The organism is Conexibacter sp. JCM 18997, assembly GCF_055391915.1.
Genome location: NZ_AP043885.1, coordinates 1,958,009 through 1,978,924 on the forward strand (window position 1 = coordinate 1,958,009; position 20,916 = coordinate 1,978,924).

Annotated in this window: 21 protein-coding genes; 8 read left to right on the top strand and 13 right to left on the bottom strand. The window is 71.6% G+C overall.

Going from position 1 to position 20,916, the window contains the following annotated elements:
• Window positions 1–10 precede the first annotated feature (10 nt).
• Window positions 11–466, top strand: a complete 456-nt coding sequence (locus ACZ5UI_RS10130) for a DUF4396 domain-containing protein (protein WP_464196845.1) — start codon at window positions 11–13, stop codon at window positions 464–466.
• A gap of 54 nt (window positions 467–520) precedes the next feature.
• Window positions 521–1,081 carry a dihydrofolate reductase family protein gene (locus ACZ5UI_RS10135; RefSeq protein ID WP_464196847.1) on the top strand — a complete coding sequence of 187 codons (561 nt, stop codon included), beginning with the start codon at window positions 521–523 and terminating at the stop codon, window positions 1,079–1,081.
• Window positions 1,082–1,292: 211 nt separating this feature from the next.
• Here ACZ5UI_RS10135 and ACZ5UI_RS10140 read toward each other — a convergent pair whose 3' ends face one another.
• A complete protein-coding gene (locus ACZ5UI_RS10140) occupies window positions 1,293–2,027 on the bottom strand; it encodes a metallophosphoesterase family protein (protein WP_464196849.1) in 735 nt (244 codons plus the stop codon).
• The gene (recO, locus tag ACZ5UI_RS10145; RefSeq protein WP_464196851.1) at window positions 2,024–2,743 is read right to left on the bottom strand and encodes a DNA repair protein RecO; all 720 of its coding nucleotides are present in this window, start codon (window positions 2,741–2,743) and stop codon (window positions 2,024–2,026) included. Before recO ends, ACZ5UI_RS10140 begins: the two co-directional genes overlap by 4 nt.
• 31 nt (window positions 2,744–2,774) lie before the next feature.
• On the opposite strand from recO, the gene ACZ5UI_RS10150 reads away from it, so the two are divergent.
• Together ACZ5UI_RS10150 and ACZ5UI_RS10155 are read left to right on the top strand one after the other, a co-directional pair.
• A complete protein-coding gene (locus ACZ5UI_RS10150; RefSeq protein WP_464196853.1) occupies window positions 2,775–3,035 on the top strand; it encodes a glutaredoxin domain-containing protein in 261 nt (86 codons plus the stop codon).
• Window positions 3,036–3,070: 35 nt separating this feature from the next.
• Window positions 3,071–3,349 (top strand): hypothetical protein, encoded by a 279-nt coding sequence (locus tag ACZ5UI_RS10155; RefSeq protein ID WP_464196855.1) that lies wholly within the window; start codon window positions 3,071–3,073, stop codon window positions 3,347–3,349.
• On the opposite strand, the gene lysS is transcribed toward ACZ5UI_RS10155, so the two are convergent.
• Complete coding sequence (lysS, locus tag ACZ5UI_RS10160; RefSeq protein WP_464196857.1) at window positions 3,346–6,684, bottom strand: lysine--tRNA ligase; 3,339 nt, start codon at window positions 6,682–6,684, stop codon at window positions 3,346–3,348. The genes ACZ5UI_RS10155 and lysS overlap by 4 nt on opposite strands.
• 89 nt (window positions 6,685–6,773) lie before the next feature.
• Between lysS and ACZ5UI_RS10165 the strand changes: the two genes are divergently transcribed.
• A complete protein-coding gene (locus ACZ5UI_RS10165) occupies window positions 6,774–8,237 on the top strand; it encodes an APC family permease (protein ID WP_464196859.1) in 1,464 nt (487 codons plus the stop codon).
• On the opposite strand, the gene ACZ5UI_RS10170 is transcribed toward ACZ5UI_RS10165, so the two are convergent.
• From ACZ5UI_RS10170 to xerD, 5 genes are read right to left on the bottom strand one after another with little or no spacing between them, the layout of a single operon-like run.
• Window positions 8,202–9,086, bottom strand: coding sequence for a DMT family transporter (locus tag ACZ5UI_RS10170; RefSeq protein ID WP_464196861.1), 885 nt, complete (start codon window positions 9,084–9,086; stop codon window positions 8,202–8,204). The genes ACZ5UI_RS10165 and ACZ5UI_RS10170 overlap by 36 nt on opposite strands.
• Window positions 9,087–9,096: 10 nt before the next feature.
• Window positions 9,097–9,954, bottom strand: a complete 858-nt coding sequence (mutM, locus tag ACZ5UI_RS10175) for a bifunctional DNA-formamidopyrimidine glycosylase/DNA-(apurinic or apyrimidinic site) lyase (RefSeq protein WP_464196863.1) — start codon at window positions 9,952–9,954, stop codon at window positions 9,097–9,099.
• Window positions 9,954–10,484 (bottom strand): mismatch-specific DNA-glycosylase, encoded by a 531-nt coding sequence (locus ACZ5UI_RS10180; protein ID WP_464196865.1) that lies wholly within the window; start codon window positions 10,482–10,484, stop codon window positions 9,954–9,956. The genes mutM and ACZ5UI_RS10180 overlap by 1 nt, the downstream gene beginning before the upstream one ends.
• A gap of 8 nt (window positions 10,485–10,492) precedes the next feature.
• Window positions 10,493–11,638, bottom strand: coding sequence for a phosphopentomutase (locus ACZ5UI_RS10185; RefSeq protein ID WP_464196867.1), 1,146 nt, complete (start codon window positions 11,636–11,638; stop codon window positions 10,493–10,495).
• A 13-nt stretch (window positions 11,639–11,651) separates the two neighbouring features.
• On the bottom strand, window positions 11,652–12,590 hold the full coding sequence (xerD, locus tag ACZ5UI_RS10190; RefSeq protein ID WP_464196869.1) for a site-specific tyrosine recombinase XerD: 939 nt from the start codon (window positions 12,588–12,590) through the stop codon (window positions 11,652–11,654).
• Window positions 12,591–12,729: 139 nt separating this feature from the next.
• On the opposite strand from xerD, the gene ACZ5UI_RS10195 reads away from it, so the two are divergent.
• A complete protein-coding gene (locus ACZ5UI_RS10195) occupies window positions 12,730–13,539 on the top strand; it encodes a hypothetical protein (protein ID WP_464196871.1) in 810 nt (269 codons plus the stop codon).
• On the opposite strand, the gene ACZ5UI_RS10200 is transcribed toward ACZ5UI_RS10195, so the two are convergent.
• Window positions 13,524–14,084, bottom strand: coding sequence for an NUDIX hydrolase (locus ACZ5UI_RS10200; RefSeq protein ID WP_464196873.1), 561 nt, complete (start codon window positions 14,082–14,084; stop codon window positions 13,524–13,526). The genes ACZ5UI_RS10195 and ACZ5UI_RS10200 overlap by 16 nt on opposite strands.
• Window positions 14,077–15,030, bottom strand: a complete 954-nt coding sequence (locus ACZ5UI_RS10205; protein WP_464196875.1) for a DUF3866 family protein — start codon at window positions 15,028–15,030, stop codon at window positions 14,077–14,079. The genes ACZ5UI_RS10200 and ACZ5UI_RS10205 overlap by 8 nt, the downstream gene beginning before the upstream one ends.
• 54 nt (window positions 15,031–15,084) lie before the next feature.
• Here ACZ5UI_RS10205 and ACZ5UI_RS10210 point away from each other — a divergent pair, with 54 nt between their 5' ends.
• Together ACZ5UI_RS10210 and ACZ5UI_RS10215 are read left to right on the top strand one after the other, a co-directional pair.
• Window positions 15,085–16,311: an acyl-CoA dehydrogenase family protein gene (locus tag ACZ5UI_RS10210; protein WP_464196877.1), complete on the top strand. Its 1,227-nt coding sequence runs from the start codon at window positions 15,085–15,087 to the stop codon at window positions 16,309–16,311.
• Window positions 16,308–17,330, top strand: a complete 1,023-nt coding sequence (locus ACZ5UI_RS10215) for a TolB family protein (protein WP_464196879.1) — start codon at window positions 16,308–16,310, stop codon at window positions 17,328–17,330. Before ACZ5UI_RS10210 ends, ACZ5UI_RS10215 begins: the two co-directional genes overlap by 4 nt.
• On the opposite strand, the gene ACZ5UI_RS10220 is transcribed toward ACZ5UI_RS10215, so the two are convergent.
• The 3 genes from ACZ5UI_RS10220 to ACZ5UI_RS10230 are packed head-to-tail and all read right to left on the bottom strand — an operon-like array spanning window position 17,327 to window position 20,916.
• On the bottom strand, window positions 17,327–18,433 hold the full coding sequence (locus tag ACZ5UI_RS10220) for a M20/M25/M40 family metallo-hydrolase (RefSeq protein ID WP_464196881.1): 1,107 nt from the start codon (window positions 18,431–18,433) through the stop codon (window positions 17,327–17,329). The two genes, ACZ5UI_RS10215 and ACZ5UI_RS10220, sit on opposite strands and share 4 nt — an antisense overlap.
• The gene (locus tag ACZ5UI_RS10225) at window positions 18,414–20,108 is read right to left on the bottom strand and encodes a CTP synthase (protein ID WP_464196883.1); all 1,695 of its coding nucleotides are present in this window, start codon (window positions 20,106–20,108) and stop codon (window positions 18,414–18,416) included. The genes ACZ5UI_RS10220 and ACZ5UI_RS10225 overlap by 20 nt, the downstream gene beginning before the upstream one ends.
• Window positions 20,101–20,916, bottom strand: a complete 816-nt coding sequence (locus ACZ5UI_RS10230; RefSeq protein WP_464196885.1) for a hypothetical protein — start codon at window positions 20,914–20,916, stop codon at window positions 20,101–20,103. The genes ACZ5UI_RS10225 and ACZ5UI_RS10230 overlap by 8 nt, the downstream gene beginning before the upstream one ends.

The following is a 20,916-nucleotide window of genomic DNA, read 5'->3' on the forward strand; positions in this document are numbered from 1 at the left end:
ATGGGGTATGATGGAACACATGCGTGACAGTTCCTGGAGAACCGCGATCTCGGCCACCTTGCACTGCCTGACCGGCTGCGCGATCGGCGAGGTGCTGGGCATGGTCATCTCCAGCGCCGCCGGCTGGAGCGCGGTGCCGTCGATCGCCATCTCCGTCGCGCTGGCCTTCCTGTTCGGCTACCTGCTGACCAGCCTGCCGCTGTTGCGCGCCGGCCTGGCGCTGGGCGTGGTCGTGCCTCTGGCGCTGGCCTCCGACACGGTCTCGATCCTCGTGATGGAGATCGTCGACAACGCCTTCATGTTCCTCACCGGCGCGATGAACGAAGGCCTGCGCGACGCCCTGTTCTGGCTCGGGCTGGCCGCGTCGCTGGCCATCGCGTTCGTCATCACCGTGCCGGTCAACCGCTTCCTGATCGCCCGCGGGAAGGGCCACGCGGTGGTGCACGCGCACCATCATGCGGGCTGACCGATCCAGATGCCCGTCGGCTCGTTGTCGCCGACTGTGGGAACCTCCACGCCGATGCGCCGCGTGATCTACTCGATGGGCGTCTCGCTCGATGGGTACATCGCTGACCCCGACGGCGACACCAACTGGGGCGAGCCCGATCCGGAGCTGTTCGGCGCGATCATCGAGGAGACGCGGGCGCTCAGCGTGTACCTGCTGGGCCGGCGCCTGTACGAGACGATGCTCTACTGGGAGACGGTCGATGTCGACGGGCTCGACGCGGACGCCCGCACGTGGCGGGAGATCTGGAACGCGCTCCCGAAGGTCGTGTTCTCCACGACGCTGTCCACCGTCGAGGGCAACGCGCGCCTGGCCACCGCAAGCCTGGCCGAGGAGATCGCGCGCCTGCGCGCCCAGCCGGGCGACGGCGACATCGCGGTCGGCGGGGCCGAGCTCGCGGCGCACGCCGCCGAGCTCGACCTGATCGACGAGTACTGCCCGCGCGTCACCCCCGTGCTGCTGGGTGGCGGCACGCCGTACTACCCGCGCGCCGCACGCCGCGTCACCCTGGAGCTGATCGAAAGCCGCAGCTTCCCCTCGCGGACCACGACGTTCCGTTACCGCGTCGCCCGGTAGCGTCCTGAGTCGGTCATTCGTGTGCGGGCGAATTTCTGAATCGGGGCACTAGTGCCCTGAGTCACTAATTCGCCCGCATCTGGCGGCGCCGGAATCGTGTCTGCCAGCACTCGCCATCACCACCCGGACCACCAGTACGACAGGTGATGGCGATCACCGGCAGCCCCGCCCCGGCATCCACCAGCTGCACACGAATTACCGACTCAGGACACTAGACGGGCTCGAAGAAGCGCTCGACCTCGTCGGGATCGACGGGCTGCGTGAAGCTCTCGGCGATCAGGTCCTCGGCCAGCGGATAGCCGCTGCCCCGCACCGCCGCGGCCAGCGCGTCGACGTCCACCTCCGTCCGCCGCAGCTGCACGTCGGGGCCCAGCAGCGCCCAGTACGCGCCGGCGCGTCCCTCGTAGGGCATGCCGACCGCACCGGCGTTGACCACCCGCGTCTCCCCCAGCCGCCGATCGGCCTGGCGATGGGTGTGGCCGCAGACGACCACGCCCTCGGCCACGCCCGCGAACATCGGCGCCCACCGCTGGGCTGGCGTCAGCGACGTGAGGATCTCCTCGTCGCTGCGCGGCGTGGCGTGCACGAAGCGCACGGCGCCCAGGCCCTCGATGTCCACCACGACCGCGGGCTCGAACGCGGCGATCAGCGCCCGGTCGACCGCGTCGATCCGCTCGGCAGCGAAGCGCGCCGCCACGGCCGGCGGTGCGTCGCCGCCGGCGGGCGCCAACACCTCGCGATCGCCGTTGCCACGCACGAACCGCACGTCCGGGGAGGCGATCGCGCGCACGCGCTGCAGCGTGTGCGCGGGATGCGGACCGGAGACGAGGTCGCCCCCGAAGACGATCAGATCGACGCCGGCCGACGTGACCTCGGCGAGCACCGCGTCCAGCGCGGGCCCGTTGGCGTGCACGTCGTACAGCGCGGCGACGCGCCGGTAGCTCACGGCGAGGCGGCGCGCAGACGCACGTGCGCGTGGTGCTCGGCGGTCTCGCCGATCGCGCGCTCGGCCTGGCGCAGCGCGCGCTCGGAGGCCTCGGGCGCCTCGCGCAGCGGGCGCCCCAGCGCCTCGCTCATGAACGCGTGCGCCTCCTCCGACAGCGGGAAGCCGCCGCCCTCGCAGGCGCCGCACACGACGCCGCCCTCCGCCCCGCTGAAGCCGCTCAGGTGCTCGCGCTCGCCGCACGACGCGCAGGCGGCCAGCTGCGGGGCCAGGCCGCCCGCGAGCAGGAGCTTGAGGCGGAAGGCGAGCTGGTTGGCCCGCGTGGCCGCCGCCGGATCGGCGTCGAGCAGGCCGAGCTCGTGGCAGAGCAGGTGGTAGACCGGCGGATGCGGGTCGGCGGTCTCGAACAGGCGGCTGACGGCATCGCACGCGCGGGCCGCCGCGTCCAGCCCTGCGGCGGTCTCGCGCAGGCGGCGGTGCGGAGCGATCGTGTCCGCGCCGGTCACGGTGAGCAGGTCGCTGCGCCCCTCGTGCAGCACCAGCGACACGCGCGTGAACGGCTCCAGACGCCCACCGAAGCGGCTGCGCGAGCGGCGCACGCCCTTGGCGATGGCGCCCACCCGGCCCCGGTGCTCGGTGTACAGATGCAGGATCCGATCGGCCTCGCCGTAGCGCAGCGAGCGCAGCACGACCGCTTCGACCTTGACCGTTCCGGGCATCCGTCAGTCCGTCGCTATCTTTAATGAAGCAATGAGCCGCGTCATCGTCTACTCCACCGACTTCTGCCCCTACTGCGTTCAGGCCAAGGCCCTGCTGGACAAGCGCGGGATCGAATTCGAAGAGATCACGATGGCACGCGACCCGGCGGGACGCGACGCGCTGATCGAGAAGACCGGCATGTACACGTTCCCGCAGGTGCTGATCGACGGCCAGCTCGTCGGCGGCTACACCGAGCTGAAGGCCGCCTACAAGAGCGGCAAGCTCGACGAGCTGCTCAACGCCGCGGCCTAGTGTCGCCACCCGCGCCAGCGGGTAGCTTTCGGACCGTGCGACATCGCCTGCGCGAACGAAATCGCCGGTTGAACGCCTGGTTCGAAGCGCACACGGGCGTCTTCCTGATCACGTACTTCGTGTTCGTCGCCGGCGCGCTGCTCGTCGTCCCGCCGTCGGACGACGTGCTCACCGTGCTCATCCTCGCGAGCGCATCGGTGACCGGTGTCGGGCTGGGACGGCAGATTCTCCGGCGGCGCAAGGGTCTTCCGCCGCCGGACAGCCTGTGGGACAAGATCCCCGGCCCCTCGAAGGACCCCGACGACTACCGCTAAGCGGCTTCGCCCTTCGACGTCGCCTGGCGCACCGGCGGCACGAGCAGCTTCCCGACGACCGGGATCTCCAGGAAGCCCTCGACCGAGGCGTACAGCAGCGCCACCTTGGGCAGGTCGCCGACGTCGTCGATGACGATCGAGCGGGGCAGCCACTCGGGGTCGAACTTCTGGTTGAAGTCCTTGAGCGACTGGATCTGGAAGTACGGGTTCAGGCCCTTGGCCACGCGCTGCTCGACCTTGCCCCAGAAGCCCGCGTCCTGGGCGGAGTCCAGCAGACGGCCCCAGGCGGCGAAGTTCAGCGACAGGCGCTTGACGCCCAGCGGGGCGAGCGCGGTGGCCGCGTTGGCGATCAGGTACTCGGTCAGCCCGTTGGCGCTGTCGGGCTTGCGCCGCATCAGGTCCAGCGAGTAGCCCATGTCGTCGGTGGAGTAGGCCGGCACGAAGCGCAGGAACCCGGCGGGCTCGCCGCTGCTGTCGCGGGCCAGGGCGATGACGAAGTCGTGGCGCTTGCCCTCGACGTCCTCGCCCAGCTCCATCGTGAAGCCGCGCTCGGCGGCGCCCTCGCGCCACTCGTCGCTGATCGTGTTGAGCTTGGCGATCAGGTCGGCGTCGAGCTCGTCCTCGTGCAGCAGCTCGAAGGAGTGGTCGCGGCCGACGCGGTTGACCGCCTCGCGCACCGCCTTCATCGACCGGCCCTGGAGGCTGAACGTGTCGCAGTGCAACACGGCCTCGTCACCCAGGTACAGCACGTGCATGCCGCGATCGCGGTACAGCGTCGCGTCGCTCTCGCGCACGGCCAGGAAGGCGACCGACCAGCCGTTGTGGCGGCAGAAGGACAGGAACTCGTCGATCGTGCGGCCCTCGTCGCCGGGCGGGCCGACGGGATCGGCGGCGACCATCGCGTAGCCGCGCACGTACGTGTAGGCGATCAGCGACTGCCCGTCAGAGCTGAAGAAGTAGCTCTTGTCGTGGCGCAGCGCGAAGTAGGCCAGCGTGTCGCTGCCCCAGCGCTCGACGATCGCGCGGGCGCGGGCGCGGGCGTCCTCGTCCTCGGGCTCGTGCTGGGTGAACGTGCGCAGCAGCAGGTAGAGCAGGACGGCCAGGCCGATCACGCCGAGCACGAGCAGGGCGTCGCCGAAGAAGTCGCCGAACACGCGCCGCTCGTAGGTGAACGTGCCGTCCAGGCCGATCATGCCGCCGTAGATCGTCTTCAGGCCGGAGCCGACGCCCAGGCGCGGCGAGATGTGGTTGGCCTGCGTCAGCAGCGACACGAAGCCGAACAGCCCGACCGCGGCCAGGTACAGCGGGATGAACACGAGCACGTCCAGCAGCGAGCCGGGGTTGGCCCGCGCCTGGAAGTCCTGGCGGAACCAGACCAGCGCGAACAGCATCCCCAGGTCCACGAGCAGCGGGATCGGGTCCGGCCCCTTGAGCAGGTGGACGACCGTGGCGCAGGCCACCAGGCCGACGGCCAGCACCCAGGCGCGCCGCTTGCCCAGGTACAGCTGGCGGGCGACGAAGATCAGGGCGATGCCCACGGCGGCGGAGATGACGAACGTCGTCGAGCGCGCCGGGCGATCGAGCAGGTTGTCGATGCCGAACGACCAGTCGATGATCGGCACGGACGGCAGCAGCGAGAAGAAGCCGATGATCGCGGTCAGCCAGCTCAGCCAGACCAGCGACGCCGGGCGGCGGGTGACCGCGCGGTAGTTGGGCAGCGGCGTGGGCGCGAGGTTCTCGGCGTCCCCGGCCGCGGCCGCGGCTTCGGCCGGCGCAGCGGCGTCGGCGGGTGTGGCGTGCGCCTTCGGCGCGCTGTCCAGCGGACGCAGCGTCGGGAAGAGGATCACGTCGCGGATCGCCTCGGCCTCGGCCAGCAGCATCACCAGGCGGTCGATGCCGACGCCCAGGCCACCGGTCGGCGGCAGGCCGTACTCCAGCGCCATGACGTAGTCGTCGTCGACCGGCTCGGCCTCCTCGTCACCGCCGGCCTGCAGCTTGGCCTCGTCGCGGAAGCGCTGGGCCTGATCGACGGGATCGTTGAGCTCGGAGTAGGCGTTGGCCAGCTCGCGGCCGGCCACGACGAGCTCGAAGCGCTCGACCAGGTAGGGGTCGTTGCGGTGCGGACGGGCCAGCGGCGAGGTCTCGCGCGGGTGGTCCATCACGAAGGTCGGCTCGATGAGCTTGTCCTCCGACGACTCGTCGTAGCACTCGCTCATGATCTTGCCCGAGCCCCACACGTCGAGCCACTCGACGCCGAGCTGGTCGGCGATCTTGCGCGCCTCCTCGACCGGCATCGACGGGTGCATGTCGAACCCGGCGTTCTCCTTGATCAGCTCGGCCATGGTGGCCCGCCGGAACGGCTTGGAGAAGTCGACGTCCTGGCCCTTGACCTTGATGACCGTGGTGCCCAGGGCGGCGTTGGCCGAGTTGACGATGATCGCCTCGGTCAGGTCCATCATGTCGTGGTAGTCGCCGAACGCCTGGTAGGCCTCGAGCTCGGTGAACTCGGGGTTGTGGCGCGTGTCGATGCCCTCGTTGCGGAAGACCCGGCCGATCTCGAAGACGCGGTCCATCCCGCCGACGATCAGCCGCTTGAGCGGCAGCTCGAGGGCGATGCGCAGCGTCATGTCGATGTCGAGCGCGTTGTGGTGCGTGACGAACGGCTTGGCCGCGGCGCCGCCGGCCTGGCTGAGCAGGACGGGCGTCTCGACCTCGTGGAAGCCGCGGTCGATCAGCGTCTGGCGCGTCGCGTCGATCGCCGTCGAGCGGATCGCGAAGACCTTGCGCGAGTGCTCGTTGACGGTCAGGTCCAGGTAGCGCTGGCGGTAGCGCGTCTCCGGATCGGCCAGGCCGTGGCGCAGGTCGGGCAGCGGGCGCAGCGCCTTGGAGAGCAGCGAGAAGGAGGTCAGCGCGACCGACAGCTCGCCGGTGCGCGTGGTGATGACCGTGCCCTCGACGCCGACCCAGTCGCCCAGGTCCAGGTTGCCGAAGTCGTGCAGCGAATCGTCGCCCAGGTGCGTGCGGTCGGCGTACAGCTGGATCGTGCCGGTCTGGTCGCGCAGGTCGGCGAAGTCCAGGCCGCCGTGGCGCCGCTCGCCGACGATGCGGCCCGCGAGCTTGACCGTCTGGCCGGTGCTCTGGTCGGCGTCCAGCGAGGCGTACTTGCTGTGCAGCTCGGCCGCCGTCGTGTCGCGATCCCAGCGGACCGGATAGGGCTCGATGCCCCGCTCGCGCAGCGCGTCGAGCTTGTCGAGTCGGTGCTGGCGCTCGCTCGCCTCAAAAGAGGCGTGCGGCTCGGCGGGGACGGTGGTGGGCTCGTCGTCGGTGGCGCTCACGGAATCAGGCATGCTCGCATGTCCTCGGCTCGTGGGGTTCGACCCTTTAGCGCGGACACGCCGCCGCCGATGCTGCCACGATGCCGCCCGTGGCGACCAGCAACCTCGACGCGATCCTCTCGCAGGCGGAGACCGACCGCGGCCGCATGAACTCCAACGTGCTCGGGCCGCTGAGTCTGACCGCGTTGGGCATCGCCAGCGTCGTGGGCGGCGGCATCTTCGCCACCACGGGCGTCGCGGCGGCGAAGTACGCCGGGCCGGCGGTCGTGATCTCGTTCCTCGTGGCGGGCATCGCGGCGGCGGTCACGGCGCTCTGTTACGCCGAGCTCGCCGCGATGATTCCCGCCGCCGGTTCGACCTACTCCTACGCCTACGCCACGTTCGGGATCTTCCTGGCCTGGTTCATCGGCTGGGACCTGCTGCTCGAGTACCTGTTCGCGGCGGCCACGGTGGCCGTGTCGTGGTCGGGCTACGTCGGCGCGATGTTCGCCAAAGCGGGCGTCGACCTACCCAACGCGATCATGAACCCGCCGTTCGGCGACGACGCCGGCGTGGTCAACCTGCCGGCGATCCTGATCACGATGTTCACGTGCTGGCTGCTGCTGATCGGCACGAAGGAGTCGGCCCGCGCGAACAACGCCCTGGTTGTCCTGAAGATGACGGTCCTGGTGCTGTTCGTGGCCTTCGGCGCCTGGTTCATCACGAAGACCAACTGGGAGCCGTTCGTCCCCGACAACACCGGCGGCTTCGGCGACTTCGGCGTCTCGGGCGTCCTGCGCGGCGCCGGCGTCGTGTTCTTCGCCTACGTGGGCTTCGACGCGGTCTCGACCGCCGCGGCCGAGTCGCGCAACCCGAGCCGCTCGATCCCGATCGGCCTGATCGGGACCGTGCTGATCTCGACGATCCTGTACGTGGCGATCGGCATCGTCATGACCGGGCTGGTGCCCTACACCGAGCTGGACGTGCCCGACCCGCTGGCCGTGGCCATCAACGCCGCCGGGCCCCAGCTGGACTGGCTGGAGGTCGCGGTCGACATCGCCGCCGTGATCGGCCTGGCCGCCACCGTGCTCGTCACCTTCTACGGCCAGACGCGCATCTTCATGCGCATGTCGTCGGACGGCATGCTCCCCGACGCGCTGGGCCAGGTCGACGCCAAGTCGCGCACGCCGCGCCAGGCCACGATCGTCTGCGCGGTGGCCGGCTCGCTCGTCGCCGGACTGACCCCCATCGAGGCGCTCAGCAACCTCGTCTCGATCGGCACGCTGCTGTCCTTCACGATCGTCTGCGCCGCCGTCCTGGTGCTGCGCCGCACGCGCCCCGACCTGCCGCGGCCGTTCCGCGTGCCGATCGTCTGGTTCGTCGCGCCGCTGGGCATCGTCTGCGCCGTCGGGCTGATCGCCACGCTGCCGATCGCCACCTGGATCCGCCTGATCATCTGGCTGGCCATCGGGCTGGTCATCTACTTCACCTACGCCAAGCCGCGCTCGACCGCGCGGATGGCCTCGCTGCCGGCGCCCTCAGGCGCTGTTGGCCGCGAGGACGCCGGTTCCTGAGCCGGGCTTCGCCGCGACCGACTCCTCCTGGTTTCGGCTGAGCACGACCATGCCGCCCAGCGCGGCCAGCAGCGCGGCGCAGGACACGACGGCGCCGAAGGCCGTCTCGTGCAGCGACTCCTGCAGGAGCGTCAGCGCGAGGATCACGCTGGTGATCGGGTCGAAGGCCATCTGCGTGGCCACGGCCGGCCCGAGCGCCCCCGCGTTCAGCGACATCTGGCTGAGCGTCATCGACAGGTAGCCGACGACGAGCAGGGCGTACAGCGGCCAGGCGGTGAAGATGCTGAAGACGCCGTCGTCGAAGCGGTGGCCGACGACGTCGGTCAGCGCCGCGGACAGGCCGAACAGGATGCCGGTGGCGGTGCCCAGCACCGCCGCCTTGCGCGCCGCGGTCAGCCGTCGGCTGGCGATCAGCAGCGGGATCACGACGATGGCCGCGACCGCGCCGACGATCAGCCAATCGCCGATCGGGGCGTTCTCGCGCCCGCCCGAGGGGTTGGCGATGAGCAGGAAGGCGACGAGGCCGACGGTCACCACGATCGCGGCGATCACGTCCTTGCGGGTCACCCTCTGGCCGGTGAAGCGCGCGCCCAGCGGGAGCGCGAAGACGACCGCGAACACGAGCAGCGGCTGGACGACGGCCAGGCTGCCCACCGCCAGCGCGGCGAACTGGGCGGCGAAGCCGAGCGCGTCGCAGGAGATGCCGATCAGCCAGACCGGCCGGCGGGCCATCTGCACGAGCAGCCCCGCGGAGCTGCCCTCGGCGGGGTCGTCGAGGCCCGCCTTCTGCTGCAGGACGGTTCCGAGCGCGAAGAAGAGCGCGGCGACGAGGGCGAGAGCGATGTCCATGGCCTGCCTGTTATCGGCTCATGGCGCGCGTTCGCACACCCCGGGGACGCGGCTGACAGGACTCGCACACGTAGGTGCCCCGTCCGGCCGCGACGAACTTGACGATCTCGCGCCCGCACTGCGGGCAGGGCTCGCCCAGGCGGTTGTGCACGAGGAACTGATGCTGGAAGGAGCCGTACACGCCGTCGGTGTGGCGGAAGTCGTCGATCGTCGAGCCGCCCGCGTCGATGCCCGCCTCGAGCACCGCGACGATCTCGTCGCGCAGCGCGTCCCATTGGGCGCGGGTGAGCTGGCCGACCGGGCGCAGCGGGTGGATGCGTGACCGGTAGAGCGCCTCGTCGGCGTAGATGTTGCCCACGCCGGCGATGCGCCGCTGGTCGAGCAGGAACGCCTTGACCGGCGCCGTGCGGCCCTTGGCCACGGCCCGCATCGCGGCACCGGTGAAGTCGGGGCCCAGCGGCTCGACGCCGAGGCGCGCGTCGAGGAACGCGTCCAGGGCGTCCTCGCCCAGCGCGAGCTCGCCGGTGCCGAAGCGACGCTGGTCGCAGAAGGCCAGCCAGGGGCCGTCGTCGGCGAACGTGAAGCGCACGCGCTCGAAGCGGGTCGGCTCCGGCGGGTCGACGAGCAGCGTGCCGGTCATGCGCAGGTGGACGAGCAGGAACACGTCGCCCTCGAAGCACCAGATCAGGTACTTGCCGCGCCGATCCAGCCGTTCGATCACCCGGCCCTCGAGCGCGTTGCGCAGATCGGCGGGCGCCAGCGGCGTGCACCAGCGCGGGTCGTCGATGCGCAGCTCGCGCAGGCGGCGGCCCTCGACCACGGGCACGAGCTGGCGGCGGATCGTCTCGACCTCGGGCAGCTCGGGCATCAGGGGAGCGTACGGGCCAGGTCCCGCCACGGGCCGATGTCCCAGTAGCGCACGGCCAGCCCGGACGTCGACGGCAGCACCCACGTCTCGACGCCGGCGAAGGTCCGCGGCTGCCGGCCCGTCCTGATGGCCCGGTCGGCGAAGGCGACCTGCGCCGCACGCTTGCCCACGAAGGCCAGGACGCCCGGGCGGTCGCGCTCGACCGACGCCCTCAGCCGCTCGACGTCGTCGGCGTCCCGGGGCAGCTCGCTGTCGGCGCCCGAAGCGGTCTTGCACAGGTCGGTCAGTCCGATCCCGTGGTCGAGCAGCTCCGCCGCGCGCTCGGGACCGAGCAGCTCCGGCGTCAGCCCGACCTCGTGCAGCGTGCGCCAGAAGCGGTTGCCCGGTCCCGCGTAGGGCAGGCCGCGAGCCGCGGACACCGCCCCGGCCGCGCTGCCGCACAGCACGACCCGCAGCCCGGGCGCCAGCAGATCGGCCAGCACGTCGGCCGAGTGGCGAGTTGATCCCTGTGGGCGGGAGGAAATCGCCACTCGGCCGGTCAGGGCAGGAATGAACGGCCGGGAAGCCGCGCGTCGGGCGCGCCCGTGAGGTGCTGGACGACCGTCTGGCCCACGTCGGAGAGCGCGCCGTCGTGGCGGGCGCTGGGCCGGCCCGGCGCGACGGCCAGCAGCGGCGCGTACTCGCGGGTGTGGTCGCTGTGGGGCGCGGACGGATCCACGCCGTGGTCGGCGGTGAGGATCAGCAGGTCGTCGTCGCGCAGCATGCCCAGCCACGCCCCCACGACCGCGTCGATCGCGTGCAGCGCCCCGGCGAAGCCCTCGACGTCCTTGCGGTGGCCGTAGATCTGGTCGGTCTCGATCAGGTTGGTGAAGATCAGCGCGGTCTCGTCGAGCTCGGCGATCAGGCGCGTGGTGTTGGCCAGCGAGAGCTCGTTCGTGGCGCCCGGCAGCGCCTCGTCGACGCCGACGCCGGCGAACAGGTCGCGCGTCTTGCCCACGCAGTGGACGCGCACGCCGGCCTCCTGCAGCGCGACCAGCGCCGAGCGCGTGGGCGGCGGCAGCGCCAGGTCCTTGCGCGCGCTGGTGCGCACGAACGCGCCGGGCGCGCCCGCGAACGGCCGCGCGATCACCCGGCCGACGTCGGTCAGCTCGCGGGCGACGCCGCACACGCGGTACAGCTCCTCCACCGGCACGTGGTCGACGTGTGCGGCGATCTGCAGGACGGAGTCGGCCGAGGTGTAGAGGATCAGCTCGCCGGTCCGCAGATGGTGCTCGCCGAAGTCGTCGATCACCTGGATACCGCCGTAGGGCCGGTTGCAGCAGAACTCGTGGCCGGTGCGGGCGCGCAACTCGTCGATCAGCGTGTCCGGGAAGCCGCCGGGATAGCTGGGCTGGGCGATCTCGCTGACCACGCCCATCAACTCCCAGTGCCCGGCGGTGGAGTCCTTGCCCGCCCCCGACGCGCCGATGCGCCCGAAGATGGCCGGTGCGTCGGCCGGTGGGACGCCGACGATGGGCAGGATGCTGCCCAGGCCCAGGGCGCCCATCACCGGCAGGTCCAGCCCGCCGACCGCCTCGCTCAGGTGCCCGAGCGTGTTGACGTCGGCGGGGTCGCCGTACGCGACGGCGTCGGGCAGGGCGCCCGCTCCGCATGCATCGATGACGACGACGATGGCCCGCCCCATACGGGCGCGCAGGTTAGGCCAATGTGGCCCGCGGGTGTGCGCTGAAGTACACGTCCTTCAGGCGCTCGGCCGACAGGTGCGTGTAGATCTGCGTCGTGGCGATGTCGGCGTGGCCGAGCATCTCCTGCAGCGAGCGCAGGTCGCAGCCGCCCGCCAGCAGGTGCGTGGCGAACGTGTGGCGCAGCGTGTGCGGGCTCATCTTGCCGTCCAGGCCGGTGGCCCGCGCGTAGCGCTGAACGATCTTGTAGAGCCCCTGACGCGTCAGCCCGCTGCCCCGCTGGTTGACGAACAGGTGCGGCTCGGGGGCCAGGCCGACCAGCGTCGGGCGCCCACGCTGCAGGTAGACGCCGACCGCGTCGATCGCCTCGCGACCCACGGGCACCAGCCGCTCCTTGGAGCCCTTGCCGGTCGCGCGCAGCACGCCGGTCTCCAGATCGACGTCGGCCACGGTCAGGCCGATCGCCTCCGACGCGCGCAGGCCGCACGCGTACATGAGCTCGAGCAGCGCACGATCGCGCAACGCCGCCGGCGCGGTGCCCCGCGGCGCGGCAAGCAGGCGCCCGACCTCGTCGCGGCTGAGCACGTTGGGCAGCCGCTGATCCTTGCGGGGAGCGCGCAGCTCGGCCGTCGGGTCATGGTCGATCACCTCCTCGCGTCGCAGGTGGCGGTAGAACGAGCGCAGGCACGCGGCCTTGCGCTGCAGCGTGGCGTTGGCGACCGGCGGGCGGTCCGGCGGGTCGCCGGTGGCCAGGTCGGTCAGGAAGCCGGCCAGGTCGGCGTGCTGGGCCTCGACCGGATCGACCCCGCGTCGGGCCAGCCAGGTGCCGAACTGCAGCAGGTCGGAGCGGTAGGCCTCCAGCGTGTTGCGCGACAGGCCCCGCTCGAACTCGAGGTAGGCGAGGAAGTCGAGCACCAGGTGCTCGTGCGGTCGTGCTTCGACGGTCGTGGCCACACGTGAGGATTCGCGCGAGCGCACGCGCGCCCTCTTGCTGCAACGCGCCGGTCACGCGGCTTGCGTCGGCGCGACCCCGTCGGAGAGGATGGCGCCGTGGTCGGGATGCGGGATCCCGCCGTGAGCGAGAGGCCTTGGCATGGGGCAGCACCGGGTGTTGGCGGCGGTCGTGACGGCGGCGACGGCCCTGAGCGTCGCCGCGGCGAGCGCGCTGGCGGCGGAGCCGATCGAGGGCACCTGGGGCCCGGGCGCGGGCGGGGCCGCCGGGCTGGGCGGCTACGGCGAGGTGGTGACGTTCACCGCGGCGCCGACGGGCGGCTTCAACGGGGCGATCCAGCGCGCGAGCTACCTGTGCTCCAGCCCGACCACGACGCCGCCCTACGTCGTCAGCGCGGGCTCGGGGCTGAGCTACGCCGGCACGCGCCAGGGCTTCAGCCAGACCACCTGCCTGGCCACGGCCGACCAGCTCGGTCTGTCCTACACGCTGGAGACGGTCGATCGCCTGACGATCTGCATCACCGCGCGCAACGGCGTGCCGACCAGCCCGACCGACCAGCAGAACCTGCCCAGCTGCGGCTCCTACGCGCGCACCGTGCCCCAGACCGCCCGGCCGGTGGCCGCCGGCGTGCTGGTCAAGCCGTCGCCGTTCCTGCGCTCCATGCGCCCGTCCTACCGCGTCTCGTGCCCGGAGGGCGCGGCGACGCCGTGCACCGGCGAGCTGACGCTGGCGATGCCCCGCAGCGGCGGGTCGGCAGTCCAACTCGCCAGCAACCGCTACATGGTGGCGCCGGGGGCGGTGACCGCCGTCCCCCTGGCGATCAGCCTGCGCGGGCGGGCCGCGCTGCACTCCGTGCCCAGCGGGCGCAGCGTGAGCCTGCGCCTGACGAAGACCAGCGGCGCGGGCCGCGGCTTCACGGAGACCCGCCTGGTGCGCTACACGCGCGGCTGAGCGGCGAGGCGCTCCTTCAGCAGCAGGAGGCCGATGATCGTCTTGGCGTCGCGGGAGCGCGCGATCGCCTCGTCGAGACGATCCAGCGGCCACGCGACGATCTCGATGCGCTCGTCCTCGCCGGAGTCGGCGCGCGGCGTGTCGGACACCCCGGTGGCCAGGTACAGGTGCATCTGCTCGTCCATCACGCCGCAGCTGGTGAAGAACGGGGAGCGCAGCGGCTCGAAGCGCTCGGCCTGCTTGCCGATCTCCTCGGCCAGCTCGCGCCGCGCGTTCTCCTCGGGCGACTCGCCCGCGACGTCGAGCTTGCCCGCCGGGATCTCGAGCATGTCCGGGTCCCCGACGGCCTGGCGGGGCTGGATGACCAGCCACACGTGGTCGCCCTCGACGGCCACCGTGCCGACGGCACCGGGGTGGCGGACCACCTCGCGCTCGACCTCGCTGCCGTCCTCGACGTAGCGGTACGTCACGTCCTCGACACGCACGATGTGGCCTTGCCAGGCCACGCGGGGCGCGCCGATCTGCTCGAAGTCTCGGTCACTCATCTCCGACGATGATGTCAGCGAGGACCCGTCCGGCGGCCGCCGCCGCCTCGAAGAACACCGGGTCGTCGCGCCCCATCGAGCGCTGCGGGAACGGGTAGGCGTCCAGTGCGCCGCTGGCCTCGCGCCACTCGTGGCCGCCGTCCTCGCCGGGGATCTCGACGCCGTCGGGCAGCGCCACCACGACGGGCGCGAGCACGAGGGCCAGGACCGTCGCCGTGTGGTGGGACAGGCCCAGGTGACGTTCGCGCGGGTCGCTGCTGGACATGCGTGGCGCGACCACGACCGGCAGCCCGAGCGACAGCCCCGCGTGGGCGACGTCCAGCGCGGCCATCCCGCCGTGACCCAGCGCCGTGGCGGAGCCCAGGATGCCGGGCCCGGGGCCGGCGACGACCGCGTCGCAGTCCTCCAGCGCCGCGACGATCGCCCCCGGCAGCGAGATCGCCTCGCGCTGTCCGCCGTAGGCCGGACCGGCGGTGACGTGTACCGCCAGCAGGCCACGCTCGAGCAGCTCCGTGACCGTGTGCGAGAGCCCGCCGGCCAGCGCGCCGCCCCAGGTCTGCACGTAGCCCAGCTGCCGGCCGGACTCCGCGAACGTCCAGGCCAGCGGCGCCAGCTGACCGTGCAGGCCGATCGCGGCGACCGCGCCGAGCGCGTCCAGCGGCACCCCATCGACCGGGTCGACCGCATGCTGCAGCGGCGTGTAGTTGAGCTTCATGACGTGGTCGCCGCGCGCGCCGCCGCCCTCCAGGCCACGGGTCAGGTTGACCACGACGATGTCGTAGCCCCCGGAGCCCAGGCCGAGCTCACGCGCCTGCACGTTGACGACCACCTTGTCGCCCGTGCGCGCGGTCGGATGCAGCGCCGGGTCGCTCCAGGCCACCCCCAGCTCCGTCTCCAACCACGGGCCGTCGGCGGAGGTGACGACCGTCTTGCGCAGGGCGAGCACAGCCGCGACGCTACCGCGTGCACCGAATCGACACCGAGGAATAGGGTCACAGACATGGACTTCGAGCCGAGCGCGCGCAGCCGCGATTTCCAGGAGCGCCTGACCGCTTTCATGGAGGAGCGGGTGCATCCCGCCGAGACGATCTACGAGGACCAGCTGGCCGGGCTGGGCAACCTCCACGGCGAGCCGGCGATCATGGACGAGCTCAAGGAGGAGGCGCGCTCGCGTGGCCTGTGGAACCTGTTCCACCCCGACCCCGAGTTCGGCCCCGGGCTGACCTACACCGAGTACGCGCCGCTGGCCGAGATCTCCGGACGCAGCCACATCGGCCCCGAGACGATCAACTGCTCCGCGCCGGACACCGGGAACATGGAGGTGCTGACGCAGTTCGGCACCCCGGAGCAGAAGGACCGCTGGCTGCGGCCGCTGCTGGACGGCGAGATCCGCAGCGCGTTCGCGATGACCGAGCCCGACGTCGCCTCGTCGGACGCGCGCAACATCGAGCTGAGCATCGAGCGCGACGGCGACTCCTACGTCCTCAACGGACGCAAGTGGTGGACGTCGGGGGCGATGCGCGAGCGTTGCCAGATCTTCATCGTCATGGGCAAGACCGATCCCGACGGGCCGACCTACAAGCAGCAGTCGATGATCCTCGTCCCCCGCGACACCCCGGGCCTGACGATCGTGCGCAACCTCCCCGTGTTCGGCTACGTCGACCAGGAGGGCCACGCCGAGGTCCTGTTCGAGAACGTCCGGGTCCCGGCCACGAACCTGGTCGCCGGCGAGGGCGACGGGTTCATGATCGCCCAGGCCCGCCTCGGACCCGGCCGCATCCACCACTGCATGCGCGCGATCGGCGCCGCCGAAGCCGCCCTGGAGGCGATGTGCCGCCGGGCGATCGCCCGCGAGACGTTCGGCGCCCCCGTCGCCACCCGCAGCAACATCCTCGACTGGATCGCCGAGGCACGCATCGAGATCGAGATGACCCGCCTGCTCTGCCTGAAGACCGCCTGGCTGATCGACACGGTGGGCAACAAGCACGCCCGCACCGAGATCGCCGCGATCAAGGTCCAGGCGCCGAACATGGCGCTGAAGATCATCGACCGCGCGATCCAGGTCCACGGCGGCGGCGGCGTGTCCGACGACTTCCCCCTGGCCTGGAGCTACGCCCACATGCGCACCCTGAGACTGGCCGACGGCCCCGACGAGGTCCACAAGCTCTCGATCGCCCGCCGCGAGCTGCAGCAGTACGTCAACGAAGCCCAGACGGTGAGCGCATGACCCGTCGGCTCCTGATCGGCGGCCTGACCGCCGTCGTCCTCCTCGTGGCCGCCCAGTCGGCCCAGGCCGCGCTCGTGTTCAGCCGCTTCACCGGCCAGACGCCCTCGGTCTGGATCGCCAACGACGACGGCACCGGCCAGCGCCTGCTGGCTCGCAACGGCTCGACGCCGACGATCACGCCCGACGGCCAGACCGTCTTCTACGCATCGGCGGGCGGGAACCGCCAGAACCTCATGCAGATCCCCGCCGCCGGCGGCACGCCCAAGGTCGTCGTGCGCGGCCTGCAGTACGGCATCCAGACCGTCTCCCCTGACGGCGCGACGGTGGCGGTCAACACCGGCCCGCTCAACGGCGCACAGCGAATCACGCTGCTGACCGTGGCCACCGGCGCGACGCGCGTCGTGGCCACCGGGTACTTCACCGGCGCATCGTTCTCCCCCGACGGCACGCAGCTGGCCTACGGCCGCGCCGCGCGCCAGGACTACAAGGCCGCGACCGACGTCTACATCGCGCCGGTGGCCGGGGGCGCGCCGCGCAACCTGACCAACGACGGGCACGCGTCCTACCCGATCTGGGGACCGACGCAGATCGCCTTCGCGCGCTGGAAGCTGCACTACGGCCCGCACCACGCGGAGTCCGGCCCGGCCTACAACCTGACCGTCATCAACCCGGACGGCAGCGGCCGGCGCAACCTGACCAACGACAAGGTGCCCTACCTGCTGTTCGGCCTGATCCCGACCGAGTTCTCGACCGACGGGACGCAGCTGCTGGCCCAGTTCGGCGGCCAGGACACGACCCATGCCGTCGGCGTCGACGTGGCCACGGGCCAGGAGCACGTCATCGGGCCGTCGGTCGAGTTCGGCCTGGGCGCCAGCGCGCTGACCGCCGACGGGAAGACCGTCCTGGGCACCTTCGGGCCGCCCGAGTCGATCGGCAACGTCGTGACGATCCCGTATGCGGGCGGCACGCCGACGGTGATCGTGCGCCGGGCCAGCGAGCCGAGTTGGACGGTCGCCTAAGCGACGTCGAGCAGGGCCAGCGTGACCGCGAGCATGTCCTCGAGCGCGACGAAGCTGACGCGCTCGGTGGGCTCGTGGTTGCGCTCGGTCCCGTTGGCCAGGCAGACGCAGTGGAAGCCGTTGGCCTCCAGGGCGTTGGCGTCCGACGCGCCGCCCGAGACGATCGCCGAGGGCTCGTAGCCGACGGCGCGCAGGGCGGCCTCGGCGGCGACGATGGCCGGCGACGCCGCCTTGTGGCGGTAGCCCTGGAACAGCTTCTCGACGGTCACGTCGGCGTCGACGTCGCAGGTCGCGTCGTTGGCGGCGACGTGGATCGCGTCGATCATCTCGGCGACCAGCGCCTCCAGCTTGTCGTCGTCCAGCGAGCGGGCCTCGGCCAGGAAGCTGGCGTACTCGGGCACGACGTTCGTGCCCCCCACCCCGCCCTCGATCGTGCCCACGTTGGCCGTCGTCTCGGCGTCGACGCGGCCCAGGCGCAGCGAGACGATCGCGCGGGCCGCGGCGACGATCGCGCTGCGGCCGTCCTCAGGGCGGATGCCCGCGTGCGCGGCGCGGCCGTGGAAGCGGGCGGTCAGCCGGTAGAAGCTCGGGGACGCCATCACGATCTCGCCGATCGGGGTGGCGTGGTCGTAGACGTAGCCGAAGTCGGAGGTCAGCCGGGCGGCGTCGAAGGCCTTGGCCCCGTTGAGCCCGTTCTCCTCCTGGAGCGTGAACAGCAGCTCGATGCCCACGGTCGGCGGCTCGCGCACGGCGCGCTCGGCGGCCAGCAGCATCACGGCGACGGCGGCCTTGTTGTCGGCGCCGAGGATGTCCGCCTGCGCGTTCTCCCAGCCCTCCTCGACCTCCACGGGCTCGATCGGCCCGTGCTGGCCCACCGTGTCCAGGTGCGCGCACAGGAGGATCGAGCGCTCCGTCGTCCCGGCAATCCGGGCCAGCAGGTTGCCGAAGTCGTCGACCTCGACCTCGAGCCCGAGCGCCGTCAGCTCGGCGGTGACCGCGGCGCTGACCGCCGCTTCACCGCCGGACGGCGACGCGATCGCGCACAGCCGCGCGAACAGCGCGTGCAGCCGGGTGCGCTCGGCCTCAGTCGGACGGGGTGGCACGCTGCATCTCGCCCCGAGCCGCCGACGGCTCACCTTCGGGCGGGCGCTCGCCCGCGCGCTCCATCGCCGCCGCGACGAACTCGCGGAACAGCGGCGCCGGGCGCTCAGGGCGTGACTTGAACTCGGGGTGGTACTGCGAGGCGACGAAGAACGGGTGGTCGGGCAGCTCGATGCACTCGACGAGGCGCTCGTCGGGCGAGGTGCCCGAGGCGACCAGCCCGGCCTTCTCCAGCCGGCGGCGCAGGTTGAGCGAGACCTCGTAGCGATGGCGGTGGCGCTCGTAGATGACCGCTTCGCCGTAGATCTCGCGGGCGCGCGTGCCCTCGTGGAGCTTGACCGGGTCGGCGCCCAGGCGCATGGTGCCGCCCAGATCGGCGACGTCGCGCTGCTCGGGCAGCAGGTCGATCACCGGGAACTCGGTCTCGTGGTCGAACTCGGTGGAGTTGGCGCCGGGCATGCCCGCCACGTGGCGGGCGAACTCGGCCACGGCGATCTGCATGCCCAGGCAGATGCCCAGGTAGGGAATGCGCCGCTCGCGCGCGACCTGCGCGGCGAGGATCTTGCCCTCGATGCCGCGGCCGCCGAAGCCACCGGGCACGAGGATGCCGTCGTGGTCGCGCAGGCGCTCGACCGCGTTGTCGGCGGTCACGGTCTCGGAGTCGATCCAGTCGATCTCGATCTTGCCGCCGTGCGCGAAGCCGGCATGGCGCAGCGCCTCGCTGACGCTCAGGTAGGCGTCCTCGAGCTGCACGTACTTGCCGACGAGCGCGATCTTGACCGGCGTCGAGGCCTCGCTGGCCCGGCGGCACAGGTCGGCCCACGTGGCCAGGTCGGCCTCCTGGGTGTCCTCGAGCAGGTTGAAGTGCTCGAGGATGAAGTCGTCCACGCCCTGGTCGGCGTACTCCAGGGGGATCTTGTAGATGTTGTCGACGTCCTTGGCCGAGACGATCGCCTCGACCGGCAGCGACGCGAACAGCGCGATCTTCTTGCGGATGTCGGCGTCGAGCAGCTGCTCGGAGCGGCACATCAGCATGTCGGGCTGGATGCCGATGCGGCGCAGCTCGTTGACCGAGTGCTGCGTCGGCTTGGTCTTCAGCTCCTTGGCGTGGCCGATGTAGGGCACGAGCGTGAGGTGGATGAACATCACGTCGCGACGGCCGACGTCGACGGGGAACTGGCGGATCGCCTCCAGGAACGGCAGCGACTCGATGTCGCCCACCGTGCCGCCGACCTCGGTGATGACGAAGTCGACGTCGGAGGTCTCGCCGATCAGCTTGATGCGGTTCTTGATCTCGTCGGTGATGTGCGGAACGACCTGCACCGTCCCGCCGAGGTAGTCGCCGCGGCGCTCACGCCGGATGACCGCGTTGTAGATGCCGCCGGCCGTGACGTTGCTGGCCCGCGACGTGTTCGCGTCGGTGAACCGCTCGTAGTGGCCGAGGTCCAGATCGGTCTCGGCGCCGTCCTCGGTGACGAACACCTCGCCGTGCTGGTAGGGCGACATCGTGCCCGGGTCGACGTTGATGTACGGGTCGAACTTCTGCAGCCCGACGGTGAAGCCGCGGGAGACGAGCAGGCGCCCGATCGACGAGGCCGCGATCCCCTTGCCCAGGGACGAGACGACCCCGCCCGTGACGAAGATGTAGCGCGTTCGCTGATTGCGGGGGCTAGGCATGCGGTCTTCCGATCGAGTCTAGGTGACGAAGGACGGGAGTGCGTTCGACCAGGGCGTTGATCGAACGCAGCTCCCCATAGGCGGTCATGACCAGGAGCACGGCGGCCGCGACAGCCAGCCCGGTCGTGGACAAGGTGAGGACGAGCCAGAGGCCGGCGAGCGCGCCGATCAGGTTGGCTCCGGTGTCGCCGAGCATGACCCGCTCGCGCAGGTCGTAGACGCCGGCGACGAGCACAGGGCCGACGAACAGGCCCAGCGCCCACAGGGGGTTGACGTCCCAGGCCCCGATCGTCAGACCGGCGCCGAGCAGCGCGAAGGCCTTCACCGCGCGGCCCGGGCGCAGGTCCAGCAGGTTGAACAGGTTGGTGGCCAGCACGAGCACCACGACGGCCAGGACGTAGTCGTCGTGGCCGCGCAGGACGAGCAGCGCGAGGCCCAACGAGCCGACGGCCTTCAGCGCACCGGTGGGAAACTGGCCGCTTTGCAGGGCCTTTCCGTGCCCGCGCCAGCCGCGCGACGGGCCCGACAGCGCATCGTCGGCCAGGCCCAGGAAGGCGACGCCGAGCGCGTAGGGGGCGATCCAGGCCAGATCGGCCAGGAACACGTCGCCGTCGGTGAGCTGATCGATCGGCGCCAGCGGGATCAGCGCCACCAGCGCGGCGGCCACGATGAGCACGCCGAAGGGGAACGGGAGCGCCACACCGCGGTAGTTCTGGCGGGTCCGGCCGTCCGCTTCGAGGGTCCGTCGCAGAGCCGGAGCTAGGACCAGCGCGGCGGCGATTGCAACGGCGAGCGGCAGTGCATGCAC

Bases quoted from the DNA above. Each gene is read 5' to 3' on its own strand.
- ACZ5UI_RS10215 (WP_464196879.1), top strand. From the start codon at position 16,308: ATGACCCGTCGGCTCCTGATCGGCGGCCTGACCGCCGTCGTCCTCCTC.
- ACZ5UI_RS10150 (WP_464196853.1), top strand. From the start codon at position 2,775: ATGAGCCGCGTCATCGTCTACTCCACCGACTTCTGCCCCTACTGCGTT.
- ACZ5UI_RS10185 (WP_464196867.1), bottom strand. From the start codon at position 11,638: ATGGGGCGGGCCATCGTCGTCGTCATCGATGCATGCGGAGCGGGCGCC.
- ACZ5UI_RS10130 (WP_464196845.1), top strand. From the start codon at position 11: ATGGAACACATGCGTGACAGTTCCTGGAGAACCGCGATCTCGGCCACC.
- recO (WP_464196851.1), bottom strand. From the start codon at position 2,743: ATGCCCGGAACGGTCAAGGTCGAAGCGGTCGTGCTGCGCTCGCTGCGC.
- ACZ5UI_RS10200 (WP_464196873.1), bottom strand. From the start codon at position 14,084: ATGAGTGACCGAGACTTCGAGCAGATCGGCGCGCCCCGCGTGGCCTGG.
- ACZ5UI_RS10170 (WP_464196861.1), bottom strand. From the start codon at position 9,086: ATGGACATCGCTCTCGCCCTCGTCGCCGCGCTCTTCTTCGCGCTCGGA.
- ACZ5UI_RS10210 (WP_464196877.1), top strand. From the start codon at position 15,085: ATGGACTTCGAGCCGAGCGCGCGCAGCCGCGATTTCCAGGAGCGCCTG.
- ACZ5UI_RS10195 (WP_464196871.1), top strand. From the start codon at position 12,730: ATGGGGCAGCACCGGGTGTTGGCGGCGGTCGTGACGGCGGCGACGGCC.
- ACZ5UI_RS10225 (WP_464196883.1), bottom strand. From the start codon at position 20,108: ATGCCTAGCCCCCGCAATCAGCGAACGCGCTACATCTTCGTCACGGGC.
- mutM (WP_464196863.1), bottom strand. From the start codon at position 9,954: ATGCCCGAGCTGCCCGAGGTCGAGACGATCCGCCGCCAGCTCGTGCCC.
- ACZ5UI_RS10135 (WP_464196847.1), top strand. From the start codon at position 521: ATGCGCCGCGTGATCTACTCGATGGGCGTCTCGCTCGATGGGTACATC.